The organism is Cupriavidus sp. FW305-26 (genome assembly GCF_058787975.1).
Genome location: NZ_JBYTAH010000024.1, coordinates 37,848 through 59,602, shown reverse-complemented (window position 1 = coordinate 59,602; position 21,755 = coordinate 37,848). Strand labels below are relative to the sequence as shown.

The window sequence follows — 21,755 nt, the reverse complement described above, 5'->3', positions numbered from 1 at the left end:
TGCACATGTCCGTCATCGTCACCGGGTCGCCGATGCCGCTGTTCGAGCGGCTGTCGGCGGGTGCGAACGCCCCCTCGGCGCAGTTGCTCCAGGGCGAGCCACTGCGCCAGTCGGTGGCGCGCGAGCTTGCCCGGCTGCTCAATACGCGCTCGCGGCTGACGGCGGTGCAGTTCCTGGAGTCGGACGGGACCGTGCTCGACTACGGTGTGCCGGACTTCTCCTTCCGATCGTTCCAGTCGGTGCCGGACTGCGACGCGATTGCGGCGCTGGTTGCGCATGCGATCGCGATGTTCGAGCCGCGCCTGCGCCAGGCGCGCGTACGCTTTGCCGAGCGCGACACCCCGCGCCCGGTCCTGGTGATCGAGGGCGAGTTGCCGCTGGGCGCCGCGCCGGTGCGCGTGGCGTTCGAGCTCGCCGCGGCAGGCCAGGCCGCTGACCCGCGCTGGGGCGATCATGGCTGAGGGCATCGCAGACGGTGCCGGCGACGGCGGCATCCTGCCATACTACAAGCGCGAGCTTGCCTACCTGCGCACGGAAGGCGCCGCGTTTGCCGAGCGCTATCCCAACGTGGCCGCGCGCATTGCGCTGCATGGCACCGAATCGCTCGACCCGCATACCGAGCGCCTGATCGAAGCCACCGCCTTTCTGGCGGCGCGCGTGCATCGCGACCTGGACCAGGTGTTCCCGCAAGTTGCCGCGGCGCTGCTGGAGAACGTGTGCCCGTCGCTGGTGCAGCCGGTGCCGTCGATGACGGTGGTGCAGTTCGATCTCGACGCGGCCCAGGGCAAGGTGACCGCCGGCTACGCCGTGCCGCGCCACACCGGCCTGCATGCATGCACCGAGGGCGGCGAGATGTGCCGCTTTCGCACGGCGTGGGACACGACGCTGTGGCCGCTGGCGGTCACGCACGCGCGCATGACCGATGACAACGGCCTGCAGCTGACGCTTGAATGCGCCGACGGCGTCGATTTCTCCGAGCTCGAACTGGGAACGCTGCGCATCCATCTGCACGGCGACTGGATGGTGACCGTGCCGTTGTATGAACTGCTGGTCACCAGCGTGGCCGGCGTCAGCGTCGAGCCGCCAGATGGCCCGCCGGCGTGGCTGCCCGCCAGCGCGTGGCGCGAGGCCGGCTACGGCCCCGGCGAGAACGTGCTGCCGCAGCCGCCGCATGCGCAGCCGGCCTACGGGCTGATGCAGGAGTACTTCGCCTTCGCGCGCAAGTTTCACTTCTTCGACCTGGACCTGCCCGCTGGCCGGCTCGGCAAGGGCCGCAGCTGCGACGTGGTGCTGCGCCTGCAGCGCAGCGCACCCGGGCTGGGCCGGCTGCATGCCGGCATGTTCCGGCTTGGCTGCGTGCCGGCGATCAACCTGTTCTCGCAGACCAGCGAGCCCATCATGATCGACCACCGGCACTATGAGTACCGGCTGGTGGCAGACCAGCGCCGCGAGGCGATGACCGAGATCCATTCGATCCGGTCGGTGGTGCTGTCGGATCCGGCCAGCGACCGCTCGCTGGCGGTGCCGCCGTTCGCGGCGGCCACCGACGACCCGGCCGAAGGCGAGCTGTTCTGGCACGCGCGCCGCGAGCCGACCTTGCGGGCCAACCTGTCCGGCACCGACATGTATCTCAGCTTCATCGATGCGGGCAACGTGCAGCGCCTGCCGGCGGCACCCGTGGCGTACGCCAACGTGCTGTGCACCAATCGCCGGCTCGCGGAGCAGGTGCCGGTGGGCGCGCGCATGGTGCTGGAGGATGTGTCGCAGTACGCACAGGTGCGCTGCCTCTATGAGCCGACCGTGCAGCGCAATCCGCCCATGGGCAGCGAGACCTTGTGGCCGCTGATCTCGCTGCTGACGCTGCACCACGGCACCCTGGCCGGCGGTGGCACCGGGCGCCATGAGGTGCAGCAGATGCTGCGGCTGTTCGCGGGCGAAGGCCACCGCCAGCAGGACCAGGTGCGGGGCATCCGCAGCGTGCGCGCGCGCGGCGCGGCCGCGCACGTGGGCACCGAGGCCTGGCGCGGCTACTGCCGTGGCACCGAGGTCTCGATCGAGTTCGATCCCGATGCCTTTGTCGGCGGCTCGCCGCTGCTGCTGGGAGCGGTGCTGGCGCGCTTCCTTGCGCTGTATGCCTCAGTCAATTCCTTCGTGCGGCTGGTCGTGCGCCGCGGAGACGAGATATGGAAGCAATGGCCCGCGATGACGGGCAGCCAGCAGCTGCTTTGATCGACCGCCTGGCGTCCAACCCGGCCGGCTTCGACCTGTTCCAGGCCATCAGCCTGATCGAACGCGCGGTGCCGGGGGCTCAGCCGGTCGGCCGCGGCAATGGCGCCGGGGAGGCGGTGCGCCTGCGCGGACTGGTCTCGCTGGCCTTCCAGCCGCGCGACATCGGCGCGGTGCACGCGTCCGCTGAAGGCGCTGGCCGGGGCGGGCGCCCGTTCACGCTGACGACGCCCGTGATGTCGCTGGCGGGGGCAGGCGGGCCGCTGCCGCTCGCATACACCGAGATGCTGCTCGAACGCCGCGCCGCGCGCGACCCCGCGATGGGCGACCTGCTCGACAGCTTCAATCACCGCTTCCTGTCCTTCCTGTATCGCGGCCGGCGCAAGCACTCGCCCGCACTGGGCGGCCAGCGCCCGACCGGCGGCACGCTGGCGGCGTGCCTGGATGCGCTCAGCAACCTCGGCTTGCAGCGTGGGCCCTCAACCGCCAATGCACCCGCCGGCGCGGCGCCGTGGCTGCGCCATGCCGGGCTGCTGGGCGCGGCGCCGCGTTCGATGGCGGGGTTGCTGGCCATGTTGGGGGACCGTCTCGGCCTGGGCGTGAGCGGGACGCAGTGTCTCGGCGGCTGGCTGCCGGTTGAAGCCAGCGATGCCGTGCGGCTCGGCGGACGCGGTGCAGCCGGGGGTATCACGCTCGGCGGCGGTGCGGTGCTGGGGCGGCGCACCTGGGACCAGGCCGCCGGCATCCGGCTTGATGTGCAGGTGCCCGGAGCCGAGCGCCTGCGGGCCTTGCTGCCCGGCGGGCGCGACCACGCGCTGGTCGCGGCGCTGGTGCGCGCCTATGTGCCGCAACCGCTCGATGTGCGGCTCGCGCTCCATCTCGGCACGCGCCAGCCCGCGGGGCTGGGGCTCGGTGCGCGCCTGGGCTGGACCGCCTGGCTGGCCGGCGGCGCCCAGGCACGGCCCGCGCCGGTGCAACTGGCGTTGCGAGCGCACGCATCCTGACCGGCACAAACATGGACATCGATATCCGCACGCTGCTCAGCCGCCTCAATCCCGAGTGCCGGCACGCGATGGAGCAGGCCGCCCAGCTTTGCGTCCGGCAGACGCACTACAGCGTCGACGTCGAGCACCTGCTGCTGCAATTGCTGGAAGGCGGCGCCACGGACCTGCAGGCGATCCTCGCGCACTTCGACCTGGCGCCCGCGCAGGTGGTGTCGCAGCTGCAGAAGGCGATCGACGGCTTCAAGCGCGGCAACGGCCGCACGCCGGCGCTGTCGCCTAACTTCTCGCCGCTGTTCCAGGAGGCCTGGCTGCTCAGTTCGATGCTGCTCGGCGAGCAGCAAGTGCGCGCCGGCACGCTGCTGCTGGCACTGCTGGAGGTGGAAAGCCTGCGCGGCATGCTGCTGGAATCGGCGCCGGCGCTGCTGCGGATTCCGCGTGCGGCGCTGCGCGAGGCCCTGCCTGCGCTGCTGGGGGCATCCGCCGTTGGCGGCGGGCCCGGAACCGATGCAATCCCGGCAGCGGCGGCCACGCCAGCGTTCGGCATGCCGCAGCGCGGACCCGGCAGCGGGCAGGCATCGGCGCTGGAGCAGTTCACTGTCGATCTGACGGCGCTGGCGCGAGCCGGAGCGATCGATCCGGTGCGCGGGCGCGACAGTGAAATCCGGCAACTGATCGATGTGCTGCTGCGCCGCCGCCAGAACAACCCGATCCTGACCGGCGAGGCCGGCGTGGGCAAGACCGCGGTGGTCGAAGGCTTTGCCCAGCGCATCGTCTCCGGCGACGTGCCGCCGGCGCTGCGCCAGGTGTCGGTGCGCTCGCTGGACCTGGCGTTGCTGCAGGCCGGCGCCGGCGTCAAGGGCGAGTTCGAGAACCGGCTCAAGTCCGTGATCGCCGAGGTGGCGGCCTCGCCGGTGCCGGTGATCCTGTTTATCGACGAAGCGCACCAGCTGATTGGCGCCGGCGGCAGCGAAGGGCAGGGCGATGCCGCCAACCTGCTCAAGCCCGCGCTGGCGCGCGGCGAGTTGCGCACCATTGCCGCGACCACCTGGGCCGAGTACAAGAAGTACATCGAGCGCGACCCAGCGCTCGCGCGCCGCTTCCAGATCGTCAAGGTGGACGAGCCGGCCGAGGCCGCAGCCGTGGACATGCTGCGCGGCATGGTGCGCAAGCTTGAAGCGCACCACGGCGTGGAGATCCTCGACGACGCCGTGCGCGACGCGGTCAAGCTTTCGCACCGCTATGTCTCGGGCCGGCAGTTGCCCGACAAGGCCATCAGCGTGCTCGACACCGCCTGCGCCCGCGTGGCGGCGGCGCAGAGCGGCGTGCCCGAGGCGATCGAAGCGCTTGGGCGATCGATCGAAAGCGCCGAGAACCAGCTGCGCATCCTGCGCCATGAGGCGGCCACCGGCACCGGGCGCGCCGACGAAATCGCTGCCGTCACGCGCCAGCGCGACGAAGCCCGGGCGCAGCACGCGCGGCTCAGCGACAAGCTCGCCACCGAGAAGCTGGCCGTCGAGGAAATCCTGGCCTGGCGCCGCCGGATCGCGGCGTTCCTCGAGAAGGAGAGCCAGGCCGAGGCCGGAGCCGACGGTGTGGCGAGGCATGAGGACGACGACAATGCCGACAGCGCGGAGTCGCTTGGCGCCAGTCTCGCGCGCCTGGAAAAAGGCCTGGAGGCGGTGCAGAACGATGAGCCGATGGTGCCGGTATGCGTGGACTCGGCCGCGGTGGCCGAGGTCATTTCGGGCTGGACCGGTGTCCCGGTCGGCCGCATGCTGGCCGACGAACTGCACACGGTGCTGTACCTCCAGGACAAGCTCGGCGAGCGCGTGGTGGGCCAGGACGAGGCCCTCGACGCGATCGCGCGCCGCATCCGCACGTTCCGCGCCGATCTCGATGACCCGGGCAAGCCGGTCGGCGTGTTCCTGCTGGTCGGCCCGAGCGGCGTCGGCAAGACCGAGACCGCGCATGCGCTGGCCGACCTGCTCTACGGCGGCGAACGCAACATGATCACGGTCAACATGTCGGAGTTCCAGGAGGCCCACAGCGTGTCGGGCCTGAAGGGCGCGCCGCCGGGCTATGTCGGTTACGGCCGGGGTGGCGTGCTGACCGAGGCGGTGCGCCGCCGCCCGTACAGCGTGGTGCTGCTCGACGAGATGGAGAAGGCGCATCCCGACGTGCTGGAGCTGTTCTTCCAGGTCTTCGACAAGGGCGTGATGGAAGACGGCGAAGGCGTGCCGATCGATTTCCGCAACACGGTGATCCTGCTGACCTCGAACGCGGCGCAGGACGTGATCACCGAGGCCTCGCGCGGCGGCCGGCGCCCGCCGCCGCAGGAACTGGCCGAGAAGCTGCGCCCGGCGCTGCTCAGGCAGTTCAGCCCGGCGTTCCTGGCGCGCCTGGTGCTGGTGCCGTACTACCACCTGGGCGATGCGCAGATCCGCAATATCGTCGACCTCAAGCTGGCGCGGCTGGCGCAGCGCTTTGCGCGCAACCACAACGCGCGCCTGAGCTGGGACGAGGCGCTGGCGCAGGCGATCACGCAGCGCTGCACCGAGGTCGACAGCGGCGCGCGCAATGTCGACCATATCCTGACCCAGTCGGTGCTGCCGGAACTGGCGCGGCGCGTGCTGGAGCAGCTGTCGATCTCGGAGCCGTTCGGCGGCGTGCATCTCTCGCTCGACACCGGCGGCGGGGTGGCGTTCCGCTTCCTGCCGCAAGCGGGGTGCTGACGCATGATCCCGACACAGGCCACCCAGGCCGGCAGCTTCGCGACCCTGGCCACGCCGTTTGGCGGCGACGTGCTGCTGCTCGACGGCTTTGCCGGGCGCGAGGCGCTGTCCGAGCTGTTCCGCTTCAGCCTGCGCATGCGCTCGGCGGATAAGGCGCTCGACGCGGGCCGCATCGTGGGCCAGCGCCTCACCGTCACGCTGCAGCACCCGGGCGGCGCGCCCCGCTACCTGAACGGCATCGTCACGCGCTTTGCCCACGCCGGCGCCGACCACAACCATGGCTTCTACACCGCGGAACTGGCGCCGCGGCTGTGGCTGCTGACCCTCGGGCGCGACCGCGCCATCTACCAGAACCTGTCCGCGCCGCAGATCATCCGCCGCGTGCTGCAGTCCTTCGACGTGGCGTTCGAGGCCCGCATCACGGAAACGCGCTACCCGGTGCGCGAGTACTGCGTGCAGTACGACGAAAGCCCGTTCGACTTCATCTCGCGGCTGATGGAGGAGGAAGGCATCTTCTACTTCTTCACGTTCGCGGACGGCGCGCACACCATGGTGCTGGCCGACAGCCCGTCGGCCCACCCGCCCGGCGCGCACTGCGCCGACCTGGCGATGCACGACATGGAGCGCCCGCAGGCCGGCGCGGCACGGATGCTCGCCTTCGGCATGGCGCGCGAGCTTGGCGCCGCGACGCAGGTTCTGGCCGACTACGACTACCTGCAGGCCCGGACCTCGCAGGGCACCGCCCAGGCCGGCGCGGCGCCGGTGGCGCAGCAGTACGTGTTTCCCGGCCGGCACAAGGATGCCGCCGACGCCAGCCGCAAGGCCGCGATCCGGGCCGGCGCGCAGCAGGCCCAGGCGCAGACGGGCATGGGCGAGAGCGCGTGCCACCACCTGGCCGCGGGCATCCGCTTCACGCTGCACGGCCACGTCGATCCCGCGCTCGATATCGCCTACGTGGTGCGCGCGGTGGAGCATGCCTGGAGCGGTGATGCCTATGGCAATACCGTGTCGGTGTTGCCGCTGTCGGTGCCATTCCGCGCGCCGCTCAGCACGCCGCGGCCGCTGGTCGCCGGCACGCACACCGCGACCGTGGCCGGGTCCCAGGGCGAAGAGATCTGGACCGATGCGCATGGCCGTATCAAGCTGAAGTTCCACTGGGACCGTGCGCCCGGCGCCAACCAGGACAGCTCATGCTGGGTCCGCGTGGCGCAGGCCTGGGCCGGCGCCGGCTGGGGCCACCTGTTCCTGCCGCGCATGGGGCAGGAGGTGGTGGTCAGCTATGTCGATGGCGACCCGGACCGGCCGCTGGTGACCGGCAGCGTCTACAACGGCCAGTCCGGCGTACCGGTGCCGCTGCCCGCCATGCAGACGCAAAGCGTGATCCGTTCGCGCGCATCGAAGGGCGGGTCGGCCGGCAATGAGCTGCGCATGGAAGACAAGGCTGGTGCCGAGGAGCTGTTCCTGCGCGCCCAGCGCGCCATGACGGTTTCGGTGGCAGACACCTTGTCCACCACGGTGGAGGCGGGCGGCGAATCGCACCTGGTCAAGGCCGGCGACCTTGCGCTCGAAGTGCGGTCCGGCAATGAAACACACAAGGTGAGCGGCACGCGCCAGGTCAAGGCGGACGGCGACGAGACCCACACCAGCGGCGCGGCGTTTGCGCACGACGTTGGCGGCAACTACACGCTCACGGTGGCCGGCAACCTGGTGATCGAGGTCGGTGGATCGATCGCGTTCAAGGCGGGAACCTCGCTGCAGTGCGAGGCCGGCACCACGCTGAGCAGCAAGGCCGGTACCACCCTGAGCAACGAAGCCATGATGGTCCGGCAGAAGGCGTCGGCCGCGCAGACGGTGGAAAGCGGCGGCATGCTCGAGCTCAAGGGCGCCCTGGTGAAACTGAACTGAGCCGCGGAACAGAGCCATGACTTTAGCTGCCCCGACGCCGCCCGATCCAGGACCCGCCATGGCCGAAGCTTATGACGGCGATGGCCGCCTGGTGTCGCGCGTGCCGCTGGCCGGCGGGCGCCCCCACGGCAGGTTCGAGTGCTTCCATCCGGATGGCTCGCTGCGCCTGGATGCCGAATACGAACATGGCGAACTGGCGGGGCTGCTGCGTGCCTATGCCGCCGATGGCAGCCTCGAATACGAAGCGCATTATGCCGGCGGCCGCCTGCACGGCACCAGCGCCACCTACCGCAACGGCCGGCTGGAGACGCGCCAGCTGTACGCCGACGGGCAGCTCGCGGGAGAGAGCGTGTGCTACGCGCCGTCCGGCGAGGTGACCGCGCGCTGCGTCTACCGGCAGGGCCGGCTCGAGGACGAGGCCGTCTATGCGCATGAGGGCGCGGTGGTGCGCCGCAGCCGCTACCGCGCCGGCAGGCTCGAGGGCGAGACCCGTGAGTACGGCGCCGGCGGCACGCTGGCGCAGTCGCTGCCGTACCGCAACGACCTGCTGCACGGCATGGCGCGCAGGTTCGACCCGGAAGGCGAGGTCATCGCCGTGCGCAGCTACGCCGACGGCAATCCCCGCGGCGACTGGCAGGCGATCGCACCCGCCGATGGCGAGGAGGGCGCGGCAGTGCCCGCCGGCTTTGCACAGCGTCTCGAACGCTGGCTGAGGGGTTAGCCATGGCCTTGCAGGTCACCATGGGCGCGACCATGCAGTGCAGCTTCGGGCTGGCGCCGTCCAGCCTGGTCGTGCTGACGCTGGGCCGCGTGCTGGCCGGCACCGGTGCGGCCAGCGTGATGGACCACCTGCCGATGGTGAACATCCCGCCCTTCGGCATGTGCAACTGCCTGGGCAACCCGCAGGTGGCCGCGGCCACCGCCGCGGCGCAGGGCGTGCTGACACCGATGCCCTGCGTGCCGGCGACGTCGGCGCCGTGGCTGCCGGGCGCGCCGACCGTGCAGATCGGCGGCGCGCCGATCTGGATCACGCCGCCCCGAGCGGCGGCGCGCCGGCGCTGCAGGACAGCTCGAAACTGATGTGCGCATGGGGCGGCGTGATCCAGATCGTCGCGCCGGCGCAGGCCACCGTGATGACCCCCTGATGACCGCCGAGGCAAGCATGACCTACGTATTCTCGATGAGCTCGCGCATGGTGACAATCGCCGTGACCTGCGCGGTGCTGCTGTGTGCGCTGTTGTTCCTGATGGGCGTGGAGATCGGCGCCCGCCTGGGACGGCCTGGCGTACTCCAGCGTGCGGACACCGCACCCATGGCCGTGGCGCCCGCGGCCCCGGCCACTGCCACGCTGCCCGCCGCCACCCAGGCGCCCGCCATTGCCGTTGGCCTTGCCGCGGCTCCAGGCGCGCCCTCGACTCCCTGAAACATGAACCGTTTGACGCCATGTCGCTGACTCCCGTCCCTGATTCCCGCCGCGCGGCAACACGCGCGTGGCGCTGGCTGGCGCGCGCCCTCGCGGGCGCCGCGCTTGCCCTGCCGGCCGCTGGCCATGCGCAGGCCACCTACACGCCGGCACCGGCCCACCCGGCGGCATCGTTTGCCGCGCAGGGCGGGTTGCCGGAAGGCGCCCCTGCGCCAGTCTCCACACCGAACGGACTGGTGTTGATGCCTGACGGACGCCTGATGGCGCCGGAGTTCGCCCGCATCGCCAGCCGCGGGGAACTGGTGGTCGCGGTGCTGAAGGTGGACCAGCCCCCGTTCTTCCAGGAGCGCAACGGCGAGCTGAGCGGGCTCGATATCGACCTCGCGCGCGAGCTTGCGCGCAAGCTCAACGTGCGGGTGCGCTTCAACCGCGACGCCACCACCTTCGACGGGGTGGTCAAGCTGCTGGCGCAGGGAAAGGCCGACGTGGCCATCAGCAAGCTGTCGCGCACGCTGCCGCGCATGCAGATCATCAGCTTCAGCACACCTTACCTGCGGCTGAACCGCGCGCTGCTGCTCAATCGCGTCAAGTTCGCTCAGATGGCACGCGGCCGGCCGGTGCCGGAGGTGATCCGCGCCTATGACAGCTCGATTGGCGTGGTCGGAAATTCGTCGTACTCGGAGTATGTGGTGAACAATTTCCCCAAGGCCTACGTCACGGCTTATCCAACCTGGGATGAAGCCCTGAAGGCGCTGAACGACGGCCGCGTCGCCGCGGTGTACCGCGACGAGTTCGAGGTCAAGCGCGTGCTCAAGGCGGATCCGACCGCTGCGCTGCGCCTGCGCGTGGTGACGCTGCAGGATCTTGAGGACACGCTGGGCATCGCCGTCAATGTGTCGGCGCCGGCGCTGCTGGGCTTTGTCAACCAGTTCCTCGCCGAGCGGCCCAAGCGGCTCGAGGTGGCGGACGTGCTGCAGGCGGCCACGCGATGAGCGCGCCCGCCATGAAGCCGGGCGCGGCCCAGGCACAGCGCGCCGCGTCCATGAAGCTGGATGCCGGCAAGCTCTACGCCATTGCCCTCAATCCGTGGGTGGTGATCGGCAGCCTGGCGCTGGGCGGCGCCACCGGGCTGCTCTGGCCCGCGCTGGCCCGGCACCTGGGCGTGGTGGGCGATGTCTACGTGGACCTGCTCAAGATGACCACGCTGCCGTTCATGGTGTCGGCGGTGATCTTCAGCCTGCAGCGGCTGTTCCGCGATGGTGGGGCCTCGCGGCTGATGATCCGCGTGGTGACGGTGTTTGTCGGCGCGTCGCTGTTGGTGGCGCTGGTGTCGGCACTGGTGCTGATCGTGATGCGCCCGGGCAGCAACCTGTCGAGCGCCACCATGGAGACCTTCGGCGCGATGGTGGGCAGCGATGCCAGGTCCAGCGATACGGTGATGAACCTCTACGGCGAGGATATCCAGGAGAAGTCGCTGAGCCTGTCCGAAGTCCTGACCAGCCTGATCCCGACCAATATCTTTGCCGCGCTCGCCAACGGCGACGCCCTCAAGGCCCTGGTGTTCGCGCTGATGTTCGGCCTGGCCGTGGGGCGCGTGCCCGAGCGCATTTCCATCGGGCTGAGCCTGTCGCTGGAAACGGTCTACCACGCCTGCCAGAAGCTGATGCACTGGCTCAGCTATCCGCTGCCCGTGATCCTGTTCTGCATGAGCGCGGCGCAGCTGGGCAAGTCCGGCCTGGAACCGCTGCAGGCAATGATGCAGTTCGTGCTGGCGTTCCTGATTGCGTCGCTGCTGCTGCTGGCGCTGGCGGTCGGGATCATCTGGAAGCGCTCCAACCAGAGCCTGGGCGCCACGCTGGACGCGCTGCGCTCGCCGTTTGCGCTGGCCCTGGCCACGCGCAACAGTGCAGCCTGCATGCCCAGCATGATCGAGTGCCTGGTCGACCGGCTCGGCTTTGCCCGGGTGCGCGTGGAACTGCTGGTGCCGCTGGCGATCTCGCTGCTGCGCGTGGGGCCGATGGTCTATTACGTCTGCGCCACGCTGTTCATCGCGCAGCTCTACGGCCACCCGCTGGGCCTGGTCGATATCGCCACGGTGCTGCTGGCCTCGGTGCTGGCGGGCTTTGCTTCGGCCGGCATGACGGGCCTGGTGATCGTTTCACTGGTCGGCATGACCTGTGCCTATCTTGGCCTGCCATTCGAGGCCGCATTCATTCTCTTCCTTGCCGTCGACCCGGTCTGCGACATGCTGCGCACGCTGATCCTGGTGGTCGGCAATACCGCGGCGGTGTCGGTGATCTGTCCGCGGCCGCTGAAGCTTTAGGGTCGGTTCATATGGACAACGGAAGTACTGGCATGACCATGATCGGGGTGCTGGGCGGCATGGGGCCGCTGGCGACAGTGGATTTTCTCGATCGCGTGGTTCGGCTTACCGATGCCGTGCGTGACCAGGACCACCTGCCGATGGTGGTGGCGCACCTGCCGCAGACTCCTGACCGCTCGCGCTCGATCCTGGCTGGCGATGCCTTGCCGCTGCCCTACCTGCTGCGCGGCATCGAGCTGCTCAACCGCAACCAGGTGGGGCTGGTGGTGATCCCGTGCAATACCTCGCACCACTGGTATGCGCAACTGAGCGCGCACAGCGCGGCGCCGATCCTGCATATCGCGCGGACCTGCGTGGCGGCCCTGCCTGCCGATACCGGCAGCGTGGCCATCCTGGCCACGCGCGGTGCGCTGGCCTCCGGCATCTACCAGGCAGCGCTCGACGCGCGCGGGATCGCGGCGGTGGTGCCGCCGGAGCCGGTGCAGCTGCAGGTCGATGCCTGCATCCGGGCGGTCAAGGCCGGCGCCCTGGACCAGGCCGGCGAGGCGCTTGGCAGCGCGCTGGCGCGGATCGCGGCGCTCGGCGTCGGCGCCGCGATCATGGGCTGCACGGAAATCCCGGTGGCGGCGCGCGGCCTGGCCGCGCCGCCGCTCATGCTGGTCGACAGCACCAACGAGCTGGCACGGGCGACGGTGGCGTTCGCGCTGGCGCGCGGCTGGAACAAGGCCGCATGAAAGCCCTGAACTGGCTCTCGCACAGCGTGCCCGGGCTGCTCTTGTGCCTGGTGGCGGGCGCGCTCGCCGGCACCGTGGCCGGGCCGCTGGGCCGCTTCGCCTGGCTGGTCGGACAGCTCTACCTGTCGGTGGTGAACATGGCCGCGGTGCCGCTGCTGGTGGTGGCCACCTTCTTCGGCCTGCGCCAGGTGCTGGCGCTGCCGCGCGCCGGGGCGCGTTTCGGCGCCATCTTCGGCACGGCTGCCGGGGTGGTGGGGGTGTGCGCGCTGGCCGGCGCGCTGGCGGGGCTGCTGACCGCGCCGGGCGCGGAACTCCCTGCACAGGCCAGCGAAAAGCTTGGCGCGCTGATCCTCAGCGGCGTGGCCGATGGCGGCGAGGTGCGCGTGGACCTGCATGGCAAGGCAGAGGCCAATACGGACAAGCTGCCGCACGCGCTCGGGAACATCATTCCCGACAACTTCTACCGCGCACTGGCGCATGGCCAGACGCTGGGCGTGCTCACCGGCGCGCTGCTGTTCGGGCTTGCCTTCGCGGCGCTGTCGCGCGAGCAGACCGGCATGCTGAGCAATGTGTTCGAAGGGATCTACCGCACCTTCGAGCAGATCATCGCCCACGCCAACTTGCTGATCCCGGTGCTGGCATTCGGGCTTGCGGCCCATCTGTCGATGCATGCCGACCGCGCCACCATGGGCGCGATGGCCGGGGTGCTGGTCACGTTCCTGATGCTCTGCCTGCTGCTCAGCGGCGTGGCCGCGGCCGCGATTGCCGCCTGCGCGCGGCTGCCGTTCTCGCAGGTGGTGACCGAGCTGAATGGCTCCATGCTGGTCGGCCTGGCCTCAGGCAGCGCCACCGCGCCGATCCCGCACACAATCGAGGCCATGAGCGCGCGGCTGGGTTTTCCGCGCGGGCTGGTGGAGCTGGTGGTGCCCCTGGGCGCGGTGTTCGTGCGCGGGGGCTCGGCGCTGTACTTCGCGCTGGCCACGGTGTTCGTCGCCAACCTGTACGGGCGCCCCGTGGGCGCCGGCGACGTGGCATGGATCGCGATGGCCGCCACCATCGCGGCCTGGCTCTCGGCGGGGCAGGGCGGCCTGGGAACGATCGCCTATGCGGGCGTTGCGCTGTCGGTGCTGCAGTTGCCGGCTGAGGCAGCCGCGGTGCTGCTGCTGGCGATCGACCCGATCTGCGATGGGCCGCGCAATGCCTTGAGCCTGGTCTGCACCTGCGCGGTGATTGCGCTGGTGTCGGTGGGCCTGCCGATGGAGCGCGTCGCGGCGCAGCGGATGGAGGGCGCGGATGGGCGCACGCACGTGCCGGGCCCACGGCTGCCCGCCGCACAGGCCGCGGCGGTGCGGCTGGTGCTGACGCGCGCGCAACTGGCGCTGGCCAGCGCCTGCGCGCTGCTGGCCGGTCTGCTGATCGTGCTGATGGGCATCGGGGTGGGTGCGAAATGATGCCGCATCCGCAACCACGAAGGAGTCTGATGATGACGACGCCCGTGCATCTCTTATCCCTGCGCCGCGCCGGCACGCTGCTGGCGGCGGCTGCGCTCGCTGGCCTGCTCGGGGGCTGCGCGGCCTCTTCATGGCTGGGCTTCAGGGGGGACAAGGTCAAATGGAAGCAAGTCACGCTGACGGCGGCGGCGGATGCCAACGGCAACAGCCCGGTGGCCGTCGACGTGGTGCTGGTCAGCGACGAGGCCCTGCAGGCCCGGCTGGCGGACCTGCCCGCGGCCAAGTGGTTTGCCGGGCGCAGCGACCTGGGCAGCACCTATCCGAGCGGGCTGCGTTATCGCAGCTGGGAACTGGTGCCCGGCCAGCGGCTGGACGTGCCGGCCGAAGACCTGGAGGGGCCGCGCGTCGCCGCGGCCTATGTGTTTGCCAACTACCAGGCGCCGGGCGCGCATCGCGCCCGCGTCGAGCAATTCAACGGCACGCTTGCCGTGCAGCTCGACAGCGCCGCCTTTACCGTGCTTGTGACCAAATGAACCTGGTTTTTCCTGCCACGGCCGCGTACGGCCCGGGAGCCCCCCATGTCTGAGCGCGCGCTGCCGGTCGATCGGGTTGAATGGCATGAGGGCATGCTGCTGGCGCCCCAGCATCTCCAGCTGCTGGCCGGGCGGCTCGATTCGCTGGTGGCGTGGCAGACACTGGCGGCCGCACCGTTTGGCTGGGGCGTGCGCCGGCTGGAGTTCGACGCCGGGCTGCTGCCGGCGGGCGTGGTGCGCGTGCTGCAGCTCGAAGCCATCATGCCGGACGGCACTGCCGTGTCCTACGCGCGCGACGATGCCCGCCAGCCGCCGCTGGAGCTGGCGCTCGAGCCGTTTGCCGACGCGCTTGCCGGCGGCATGCTGGCGCTTTACCTGACCCTGCCGGTGGCGGCCGCAAACCGCAAGGACGGGCAGGTGCGGCGGTTCCGCTCGGTGGCGGGCGCCCCGGTGGAGGATGAGGTGTCCGAAGCGCCGCCCGCCGACATTCCGCGCCTGCTGCCAAGCCTGGCACTCGATGCCGGCGCCAGGCCGTCGCCGCTCCATGTGTCGCTGTGCCTGGGCGCGGTCTACAAGGACAACGAGATCGTGCGGCTCGGCGACCGCCTGCCGCCGTTGCTGGAGGTGGCACGCGGCAGCGCGCTGTGGACGGCGGTGGCGTCGCTGGTGGCCCAGCTGCGCGGCAAGGCCGCGTTCGTGGCCAGGCAGACCGCGATCCCGTCATCCCGGGCGGACGACCGCCTGGCCCAGCTGGAACTGAAGGACCGCTTGCGCAGCCTGGTGACCGCGCTGCCGCTGCTGGAGGCGGTGTTGCGCACGCCGCATCTGCACCCGCTTGCACTCTACCTGGCGCTGGCCTCGGTGCTGGGGTCGCTCAGCCTGCTCAAGCCGGGCGGCCTGCCGCCGGTGCCTGACGACTATGAACACGCCGACCCCATGGCCGTGTTCACGCCGCTGCTGCGCGCGCTGCGCGAGACCCTGGCCGAGGTCAGCGAAGAGTACCGCGAGCACAAGTTCGAGTTCCGCCACGGCGCGTTCGACATCGTGCTGCAGCCGGACTGGATCGGCGAGCGCCTGGTGGTGGGCCTGCGCGGGCAGTCAGAGCGCGACCTGCTGGCCTGGATGTCGGGCGCTGTGGTGGGCTCGCAGTCGGTCTACCCGTCGCTGCGCACGCGGCGCGTGCTGGGCGCGGTGCGCCGTGTGGTCGAGCATGCCGAGGACCTTGGGGTGCGTTCCGGCTCGGGTTACCTGTTGTTCGAGATCGAAGCCGATCCCGCGCTGATCCATGCCAACGAGGCGATGGTGATCGGCAATCCCAATGAAGGCGCCAGCGTGCAGCGGCCGCAGGAAATGCTGCTGTTCGTCAAGGGCTGACGGCAGACTATCAAGGCAAACAGACTATGGCGCGCTACCGACCGGAAACCGAGGAAGACGATCTTGCCACCGGGCAGTTCCGGGCGTTCCTGGATGAACTCGTCAAGCTGCAGGAGCGGTTCTCCGAACAACCGGACCTCAGCGGCGAAGCTGCCGCGCAAGGCATGAACCGCCAGCTGCTGAACCTGCTGGAAGTGCAGACCCTGCAATCGCGGCGCGATAGCTCGCGCTTCGAGATGGAGGACGTGGCCGATGCCCGCTACCTGAAGGCGGTGCTCGCCGATGAAATCCTGCTGAACGCCGATTGGGCCGGCCGCGCCGCGTGGCATGGGCATCTGCTCGAATCGACGCTGTTTCGCACCAACGTGGCAGGCGACCAGGTGTTTCGCCGTATCGAGCAGCTGCTGCTGGACCGCGAGCCGTCGCGCCGCAACCTGGCACGGCTGTACCTGTTCACGCTCGGGCTTGGTTTCCAGGGGCGCTTTCGCGGCGCCGATGCCGAAGCGCGGCTGCGCAGTCTGCGCGAGGAACTGTATGAGTTCATCTACCAACGCCGGCCAGACCTGGGCGGACGCGAGCGCGTGCTCAGCGAATCCGCGTACGCCCACACGCTCTCGCATATCGCGCCGCGCAAGCTGCCCACGCTGACGCGCTGGACCGTGGTGTTCCTGCTGGGCCTGGCCACCCTGCTGGCGCTGTCCGAGGTGACGTGGCTGTGGCAATCCTGGCCGGTGCGCGAAGCGCTGCGGGCCGACACCGTGGCCGGAGGCACGCCATGACGCGCCGGCAGCCCATCCGCGCCCGGGGGGCAGGCGCATGCTGACCAGCAACCTGTTTCTGATTTCGATCGGCGTGCTGACGCTGGTGGCGCTGGCCGTGCTCGGCGCGGTGCTGTATTTCGCTGCGCAGCGGGCCCGCGCCAAGCCGGCGGCCGAGCGCAAGATCGTGCGCCTGCGCACCGATTCGCTGCGCACCGCATTCCGCCAGGCGATCGAGCTGGTCGAGGGCAATATCGCCTCGCGCGCCGAGCGCTACAACATTCCGTGGATCCTGGTCCTGAATGAGGGCGAGGATGCGCGGCCGCTGCCGATCGCTCAGTCCGGCGTGGCCAGCGTGTTGAGCTCCGACGCTGCCAATGCGGCCGCCACGCAGGGTATTTCATGGCACTTCTTTGACCGCGGCGTGGTCATCGACATCAATGCGGCCTATCTGGGCTCGCCTGACGACGATACCGATGAAAAGCCCTGGGACGAGTTCCTCGGCCTGTGCCGCGGCTATCGCCCGCAACGGCCCTTCGACAGCGTGGTGGTGACGGTGCCGGCGGCGATGCTGCTGGCCGACGACACCGACGCACAGCTTGAGCTGGTGCGCCGGGCCAAGCTGGCCCACCGGCGGCTATGGCTGGCGCAGAACCGCTTTGCGGTGCGTTTCGCGGTCTATGTGGTGGTGACGGGCTGTGAGTCGCTGCCGGGCTTCGCGCACTTTGCGCGCGCGCTGCCAGAGCCGATGCGCGCCGGCATGCTGGGCTGGTCCTCGCCGTACGACCTGTCGGCCACCTACCAGTCGGGCTGGATCGATGCGGCCATGTCGGGCGTGGTGCGCGCGGTGTCGGACGGTGTGGCCGAGCTGCTGGCGATAGGGGCGCAGGAGGTGGATGCCTGCCAGTCGCTGCTGCTGCCGGCGCGCATCGAAGCCATGCGCGGGCAGCTCACGCGCTATGTCGACGAACTGCTGCGGCCCAGCGCCTATCACGAGCCCTTCTATCTGCGCGGCGTCTACCTGACCGGCGACAGCGGCGAGCTGGCGGCGCATGCACCGGCCTTCGCCGCGCCGCGCCTGCGTGCGGCGCAGCCTGACGCACTGGCGCCAGAGGATGCGCACGCGCCGGAGCTGGCGCCGGCAGCCAGCGCCAGCTCGTCCGCCGACCTGCTCAACGAGCTGATGCGGCAACCGGCGTTCCTGCGCGACCTGTTCGAGAAGAAGATCTTCCTGGAGTACGGGCTGACGCGGCCATCGCGCTCGCAGCAGCTGGCGCGGCCGCTGGTGCACCGAGCGCTGCGCTGGGGCGGCATGGCCGTGCTGTGCGCGTGGGCCGGGGGACTGCTGGTCGCGGCATGGCAGATGGGACATCGCCATGCCGAACTGCTGGCCGCGCTTGGCGAACTGCGTGCCGGCGCGCAGCAGCGCGCGCTGGCCGCGCAGCGCGGCCAGGACCTGCCGCCGGACTGGTACCGGCGCCAGGCGCTGGGGCTGATCGCGATGAACCAGCGCCTGAGCGCGCAGTCGGTCTCGTCCTGGTTCATGCCGGGCTCGTGGGCCTTTATCGACGACCTGGACGGGCGCGTGCACGATCGCTTCCAGCGCGCCTTCGGCGAGATCGCGCTCGACACCATCGATCGCGAACTGCTGGCACGCGTCGACGCGCTGACAGGCGTGGGGCGCGACCCGAGCACCGGCCAGTTGATCATCGGCGACAGCTGCCTGGCGCCGCCGGGCGCACGGGGCGAGGCCCTGCCGCCACGCAGCCTGGCGCTGGAAGACATGCCGGAGATGCGCGCGCTGCAGCAGTACGTTGCCGCGGTCGACCAGTTCGACGCTGCGCTGCAAGCGCTGCACCGGCTGGAAACGCCGCAGCCTGCCAACGCCGATGCGCTGCGGCTGGTGGTGCGCTATGCGCTGGGGGCGGAGTTGCAGGGCGAGGTCTCGGGCAGCCTGCCGTATTTCCAGCGCGACCCTGGCAAGGGGCGTGGTGCCGCAAGCCTGGCAACCGGCGGCAGGGCACTGACCGCGCTGGTGCCGCCCTTGCGCTGCACCTTCGACAAGGGTGCGCGCCAGCTCGACGAGCGGCTTTTCAACAACAACCCGCTGCTGGTGGCCGAGCGCGCCGTCAGGTCCAGCCTCGATGAACTGGCCGGCGGGGCCAATGCCGGCAGTGGCGTCAACCGGGTCCTGGCCGACTACCGCGGCATTGTCGCGGCGATCGGCACGCAGCAGGAACTGCTGGCGTCCGGCAAGGGCGGCTGGATCAGGCAGCCCCAGTTCGCCGCGGGCACCGTCTACGCGCGCACGCTGGCGCAGGCCGCGCAGAACCGGCTGCTCGGCGAAGACCTGGTGGCAGCCGCGCGCGCACGCGCTGAAAGCGGCTTCCAGGCCTTCACCGGCGAGCTGGCGCAGCGCTTCAGCGGACCCGACAGCGGGATCGCGTGGCAGGACAAGGACGGCCGCTTCGTGGTCACGCCCGAGCGGCTGGCCTTGCGCGACCGGCTCGCCGCCCTGCTGAACCAGCCGTTCATGGCGCCGCCGCGCGACCTGGCGCTGCCGTCGGTGCCGGCCGGGTCGGCGGTGCTGTGGGATCGCCAGCAGCTTGACCAGGCCATCGCCCTGGGCGACATGCGCAAGCGCTTTCTTGACGAGGGGCTGACGGGCCTGCCAGGCCCCTGGCGCGATGCGATTGCGCAAAGCGTGGACCAGCAGTTTGCGCGGCTGGTGACCGACCAGGTCGCGACCGCGGCAATCATGGCGCCGCTGCAGGCCGATGGCGGCAGCGCCGGCTTCGAGGCTGCACTGGGCCGAATCGCGCGCATCAAGACCATGCTGGGCGAGATGCATGCCATGTCGCGCGTGGATGACCTCGATGCGCTGGTTTCGCGCGATGCGCTGGCACGGCTGCGCGCGGTGGACGAGCTGCTGCAACAGTCCGAGCTGTACGCGATCCGGCAGGGCAGCGCCGGCGACGGGGCCCGTGCGCCGCGCTCGCCGCTGCTGACGGCGTTCGGGCTGAACGACGCGGCGGCGCTGGGGCCGTACCTGGACCAGCAGTCGGCGCGTGCGCAGGCCCTGGGCCGCGAGGCCGCGGTGTATCTTGCCGCGCTCTCGCCCGCCGACGCCGGCTCCGGCCTGGCATTGCGCTGGCAGGCGCTGAACCGCGATCTGGAACGCTATCGGCTCAAGAACCCGAACAGCCGGCTGCTGATGCTGGAGCAGTTCGTGCAGGCCGCGGCGGCCGAGTCCGGCCAGGGCGTGTGCCTGGCGCGCTTTGCGGCGCGGCCTGCCGGCGGGGATGACTACTTTGCCGCGCTGCACGTGCGCCTGTACGACGGCCTGCTCGCGCGCTGTGCGCAAGGCTATTTTGCCGACCTGCAGCGGCAGTGGGACGGGTTCTCGGCCACGTTCAATGAACGGCTGGCCGGGCGCGCGCCGTTTGGCGGCGCCGCCAACGCCGGCGAGGTGCGCACGGCGGACTATGCCGAGCTTGGCCGGGTGCTCAAGCGCTATGAACCACTCTCGGCGACGTACCGGGCCGCGCGTGGCGACGGGCCGCTCAGGAATATCGCGTCCGGCGTGCCGGTGCACCAGTTCATCGACAGCTTCGACCAGGTCAGGACCCTGCTCGCGCCACTGTATCCGGTCGAGGAGGGCGCGCCCGCGGGCTATGACGTGAGCGCGGAGTTCCGCGTCAACCGCGGCGCGGAACTGGCCGGCAACCAGATCATCGACTGGACCCTGACGATCGGCGCGCAGAGCCTGTCGATGCGCGATGCGCCGCGCTCGCTGCACTGGGACTACGGCAGTCCGGTGACGCTGACGCTGCGCTTTGCCAAGGACTCACCGATGGTCGCGTTGCCTGACGCCGAACAGCGCGCGCTGGCCGCCGACGGCAAGACCATGACCTGGCGCTTTGCCGACCCGTGGTCGCTGCTGTCGTTCATTGCGCGCCATCGCATCGCGGATCCGGGCGGGCGCGCCGACAGCACGGCGCAACTGCTGCGCTTCGACTTTCCGCTGGGCAGCGCCGCGCCGGATTTCACGGCGGCGCCCAGGCCGGTGCGCGGCCGTGTGTTCCTGCGTCTGGTGCTGACGGCCGCGGGCAGGAAGATGCCGCTGCCGTGGCCGCAAAGCTTTCCCACCCGGGCTCCTGAATGGACCAACCTATGACGACGCCAACGCAAGACCGCATCCCGGACGCGCAGGCACTGCTTGCGCCGGTACCGGGCGACGATCCCGCGGGCGCTTCGCTGCGCTACGACGCGGTCTATCGCGCCATCGCCGAAGCGCGCCAGCACGACGACGAGTCCTTGCCGATGCGGGAATGGGAGCGCCCGCTGGTCAAGGCTGACTGGAAACGCGTGGCCGCGCTCGCCAGCGAGGCGCTGGCCACGCGCAGCAAGGACTTCCAGCTGGCGGCATGGCTGTGCGAGGCGTGGATCCATCTGCACGGCGCGGCCGGCTTTTGCGCCGGGGTGCGCTTGCTGGGGGCGTTGGCGGACGCGTATTGGGAAAGCGCCTGGCCGCGCATGGAAGCCGGCGATGCGGAGGCACGCTGCGCCCCGATCGCATGGCTCAACGAGACCTTGCCAGCGGTGCTGGCGCTGCATGTCCCGCTGTTGTCGCTGGCCGACGAGAAACCCCTGCACATCACGCTGGACCTGTGGGAACGCAGCCTGGCGCCGGTCGATGACTACGACAGCCTGGGCCGCGAGGCGCTGCTGCAGCGCGCGCATCACGCGCCCGACCGGGCCCGATTGGATGCGTTGTGGCGCGACCTGCACGGCGCCAGCGCCGAATGGGCTGGGTTTGACCGGCGCATCGACGCGCTGCTGGGGGCGCAAGCGCCGAGCCTGGCGCGCGTAACCGACACGCTGGCGCGGCTGGTGCGGGCGGTGGCGGCGCTGCGCGGGGACGAAGCAGGCAGCGCTCACCGTGGCGAACCCGCCGCCACGGGGCCGGCCGGTAACAACGATCCCGTGGACGATCCCGAGCCGATGCCGGTCTTGCCCGCCGCGGGGCCGGGGCAGACCGCCATGCTGGCGCACGGCCGCATCGAGGACCGTGCGCATGCCTACCAGCTGATCCGGGATGTGGCCGACTACCTGGCGCGCCATGAGCCGCACAGCCCCACGCCATACCTGCTGCGGCGCGCGGTGCGCTGGGGGCAGATGCCACTGGCGGATCTGATGCAGGACATCCTGCGTGAGGACGGGGATATCGGGCGGTATCTGGCGCTGCTGGACAACTAGCTGGCACGGCATCCGAGCCCGGGCATTTTCTGA

General features: G+C 70.6%; 16 protein-coding genes and 1 pseudogene. All 17 read left to right on the top strand.

Annotation, left to right across the window (positions count from 1 at the left end; translation table 11 throughout):
- Nucleotides 1–5: 5 nt before the first annotated feature.
- Nucleotides 6–461 (top strand): type VI secretion system baseplate subunit TssE, encoded by a 456-nt coding sequence (tssE, locus tag AC3WQZ_RS15430; protein WP_439669436.1) that lies wholly within the window; start codon nt 6–8, stop codon nt 459–461.
- Nucleotides 454–2,229: a type VI secretion system baseplate subunit TssF gene (gene tssF / locus AC3WQZ_RS15425; RefSeq protein ID WP_492300832.1), complete on the top strand. Its 1,776-nt coding sequence runs from the start codon at nt 454–456 to the stop codon at nt 2,227–2,229. The genes tssE and tssF overlap by 8 nt, the downstream gene beginning before the upstream one ends.
- Nucleotides 2,184–3,230: a type VI secretion system baseplate subunit TssG gene (tssG, locus tag AC3WQZ_RS15420; RefSeq protein ID WP_010810731.1), complete on the top strand. Its 1,047-nt coding sequence runs from the start codon at nt 2,184–2,186 to the stop codon at nt 3,228–3,230. Before tssF ends, tssG begins: the two co-directional genes overlap by 46 nt.
- Nucleotides 3,231–3,241: 11 nt before the next feature.
- The gene (gene tssH / locus AC3WQZ_RS15415; protein ID WP_492300831.1) at nt 3,242–5,962 is read left to right on the top strand and encodes a type VI secretion system ATPase TssH; all 2,721 of its coding nucleotides are present in this window, start codon (nt 3,242–3,244) and stop codon (nt 5,960–5,962) included.
- A 3-nt stretch (nt 5,963–5,965) separates the two neighbouring features.
- Nucleotides 5,966–7,867: a type VI secretion system tip protein TssI/VgrG gene (gene tssI / locus AC3WQZ_RS15410; RefSeq protein WP_492300830.1), complete on the top strand. Its 1,902-nt coding sequence runs from the start codon at nt 5,966–5,968 to the stop codon at nt 7,865–7,867.
- Between the two features lie 58 nt (nt 7,868–7,925).
- Nucleotides 7,926–8,588, top strand: a complete 663-nt coding sequence (locus AC3WQZ_RS15405) for a toxin-antitoxin system YwqK family antitoxin (RefSeq protein ID WP_011617862.1) — start codon at nt 7,926–7,928, stop codon at nt 8,586–8,588.
- A gap of 2 nt (nt 8,589–8,590) precedes the next feature.
- Nucleotides 8,591–9,012: pseudogene (locus AC3WQZ_RS15400) on the top strand (DUF4280 domain-containing protein).
- Between the two features lie 17 nt (nt 9,013–9,029).
- Nucleotides 9,030–9,290, top strand: a complete 261-nt coding sequence (locus tag AC3WQZ_RS15395) for a hypothetical protein (protein WP_011617860.1) — start codon at nt 9,030–9,032, stop codon at nt 9,288–9,290.
- 20 nt (nt 9,291–9,310) lie between these two features.
- On the top strand, nt 9,311–10,282 hold the full coding sequence (locus AC3WQZ_RS15390; RefSeq protein WP_058697380.1) for a substrate-binding periplasmic protein: 972 nt from the start codon (nt 9,311–9,313) through the stop codon (nt 10,280–10,282).
- 50 nt (nt 10,283–10,332) lie between these two features.
- Nucleotides 10,333–11,613, top strand: a complete 1,281-nt coding sequence (locus tag AC3WQZ_RS15385; protein WP_492300843.1) for a dicarboxylate/amino acid:cation symporter — start codon at nt 10,333–10,335, stop codon at nt 11,611–11,613.
- Nucleotides 11,614–11,645: 32 nt separating this feature from the next.
- The gene (gene cuyB / locus AC3WQZ_RS15380) at nt 11,646–12,347 is read left to right on the top strand and encodes a cysteate racemase (RefSeq protein WP_058697379.1); all 702 of its coding nucleotides are present in this window, start codon (nt 11,646–11,648) and stop codon (nt 12,345–12,347) included.
- Nucleotides 12,344–13,798 (top strand): dicarboxylate/amino acid:cation symporter, encoded by a 1,455-nt coding sequence (locus AC3WQZ_RS15375; protein WP_492300829.1) that lies wholly within the window; start codon nt 12,344–12,346, stop codon nt 13,796–13,798. The genes cuyB and AC3WQZ_RS15375 overlap by 4 nt, the downstream gene beginning before the upstream one ends.
- A 29-nt stretch (nt 13,799–13,827) precedes the next feature.
- Nucleotides 13,828–14,331 carry a hypothetical protein gene (locus tag AC3WQZ_RS15370; RefSeq protein WP_492300828.1) on the top strand — a complete coding sequence of 168 codons (504 nt, stop codon included), beginning with the start codon at nt 13,828–13,830 and terminating at the stop codon, nt 14,329–14,331.
- 45 nt (nt 14,332–14,376) lie between these two features.
- On the top strand, nt 14,377–15,705 hold the full coding sequence (gene tssK, locus AC3WQZ_RS15365; RefSeq protein WP_492300827.1) for a type VI secretion system baseplate subunit TssK: 1,329 nt from the start codon (nt 14,377–14,379) through the stop codon (nt 15,703–15,705).
- A gap of 26 nt (nt 15,706–15,731) precedes the next feature.
- Nucleotides 15,732–16,484, top strand: a complete 753-nt coding sequence (locus AC3WQZ_RS15360) for a DotU family type IV/VI secretion system protein (RefSeq protein ID WP_010810719.1) — start codon at nt 15,732–15,734, stop codon at nt 16,482–16,484.
- 37 nt (nt 16,485–16,521) lie between these two features.
- Nucleotides 16,522–20,640 carry a type VI secretion protein IcmF/TssM N-terminal domain-containing protein gene (locus tag AC3WQZ_RS15355; protein ID WP_492300826.1) on the top strand — a complete coding sequence of 1,373 codons (4,119 nt, stop codon included), beginning with the start codon at nt 16,522–16,524 and terminating at the stop codon, nt 20,638–20,640.
- Nucleotides 20,637–21,722: a type VI secretion system protein TssA gene (gene tssA, locus AC3WQZ_RS15350; protein ID WP_011617855.1), complete on the top strand. Its 1,086-nt coding sequence runs from the start codon at nt 20,637–20,639 to the stop codon at nt 21,720–21,722. Before AC3WQZ_RS15355 ends, tssA begins: the two co-directional genes overlap by 4 nt.
- The last annotated feature ends 33 nt before the right edge of the window (nt 21,723–21,755 follow it).

Excerpts from the sequence above, each read along its gene's own strand:
- tssF (WP_492300832.1), top strand. The coding sequence starts at position 454 with ATGGCTGAGGGCATCGCAGACGGTGCCGGCGACGGCGGCATCCTGCCA.
- tssA (WP_011617855.1), top strand. The coding sequence starts at position 20,637 with ATGACGACGCCAACGCAAGACCGCATCCCGGACGCGCAGGCACTGCTT.
- AC3WQZ_RS15390 (WP_058697380.1), top strand. The coding sequence starts at position 9,311 with ATGTCGCTGACTCCCGTCCCTGATTCCCGCCGCGCGGCAACACGCGCG.
- AC3WQZ_RS15355 (WP_492300826.1), top strand. The coding sequence starts at position 16,522 with ATGCTGACCAGCAACCTGTTTCTGATTTCGATCGGCGTGCTGACGCTG.
- AC3WQZ_RS15385 (WP_492300843.1), top strand. The coding sequence starts at position 10,333 with ATGAAGCTGGATGCCGGCAAGCTCTACGCCATTGCCCTCAATCCGTGG.
- cuyB (WP_058697379.1), top strand. The coding sequence starts at position 11,646 with ATGACCATGATCGGGGTGCTGGGCGGCATGGGGCCGCTGGCGACAGTG.
- tssH (WP_492300831.1), top strand. The coding sequence starts at position 3,242 with ATGGACATCGATATCCGCACGCTGCTCAGCCGCCTCAATCCCGAGTGC.
- AC3WQZ_RS15405 (WP_011617862.1), top strand. The coding sequence starts at position 7,926 with ATGGCCGAAGCTTATGACGGCGATGGCCGCCTGGTGTCGCGCGTGCCG.
- tssE (WP_439669436.1), top strand. The coding sequence starts at position 6 with ATGTCCGTCATCGTCACCGGGTCGCCGATGCCGCTGTTCGAGCGGCTG.
- AC3WQZ_RS15360 (WP_010810719.1), top strand. The coding sequence starts at position 15,732 with ATGGCGCGCTACCGACCGGAAACCGAGGAAGACGATCTTGCCACCGGG.
- AC3WQZ_RS15395 (WP_011617860.1), top strand. The coding sequence starts at position 9,030 with ATGACCTACGTATTCTCGATGAGCTCGCGCATGGTGACAATCGCCGTG.
- tssK (WP_492300827.1), top strand. The coding sequence starts at position 14,377 with ATGTCTGAGCGCGCGCTGCCGGTCGATCGGGTTGAATGGCATGAGGGC.
- AC3WQZ_RS15370 (WP_492300828.1), top strand. The coding sequence starts at position 13,828 with ATGATGACGACGCCCGTGCATCTCTTATCCCTGCGCCGCGCCGGCACG.
- AC3WQZ_RS15375 (WP_492300829.1), top strand. The coding sequence starts at position 12,344 with ATGAAAGCCCTGAACTGGCTCTCGCACAGCGTGCCCGGGCTGCTCTTG.
- tssI (WP_492300830.1), top strand. The coding sequence starts at position 5,966 with ATGATCCCGACACAGGCCACCCAGGCCGGCAGCTTCGCGACCCTGGCC.
- tssG (WP_010810731.1), top strand. The coding sequence starts at position 2,184 with ATGGAAGCAATGGCCCGCGATGACGGGCAGCCAGCAGCTGCTTTGATC.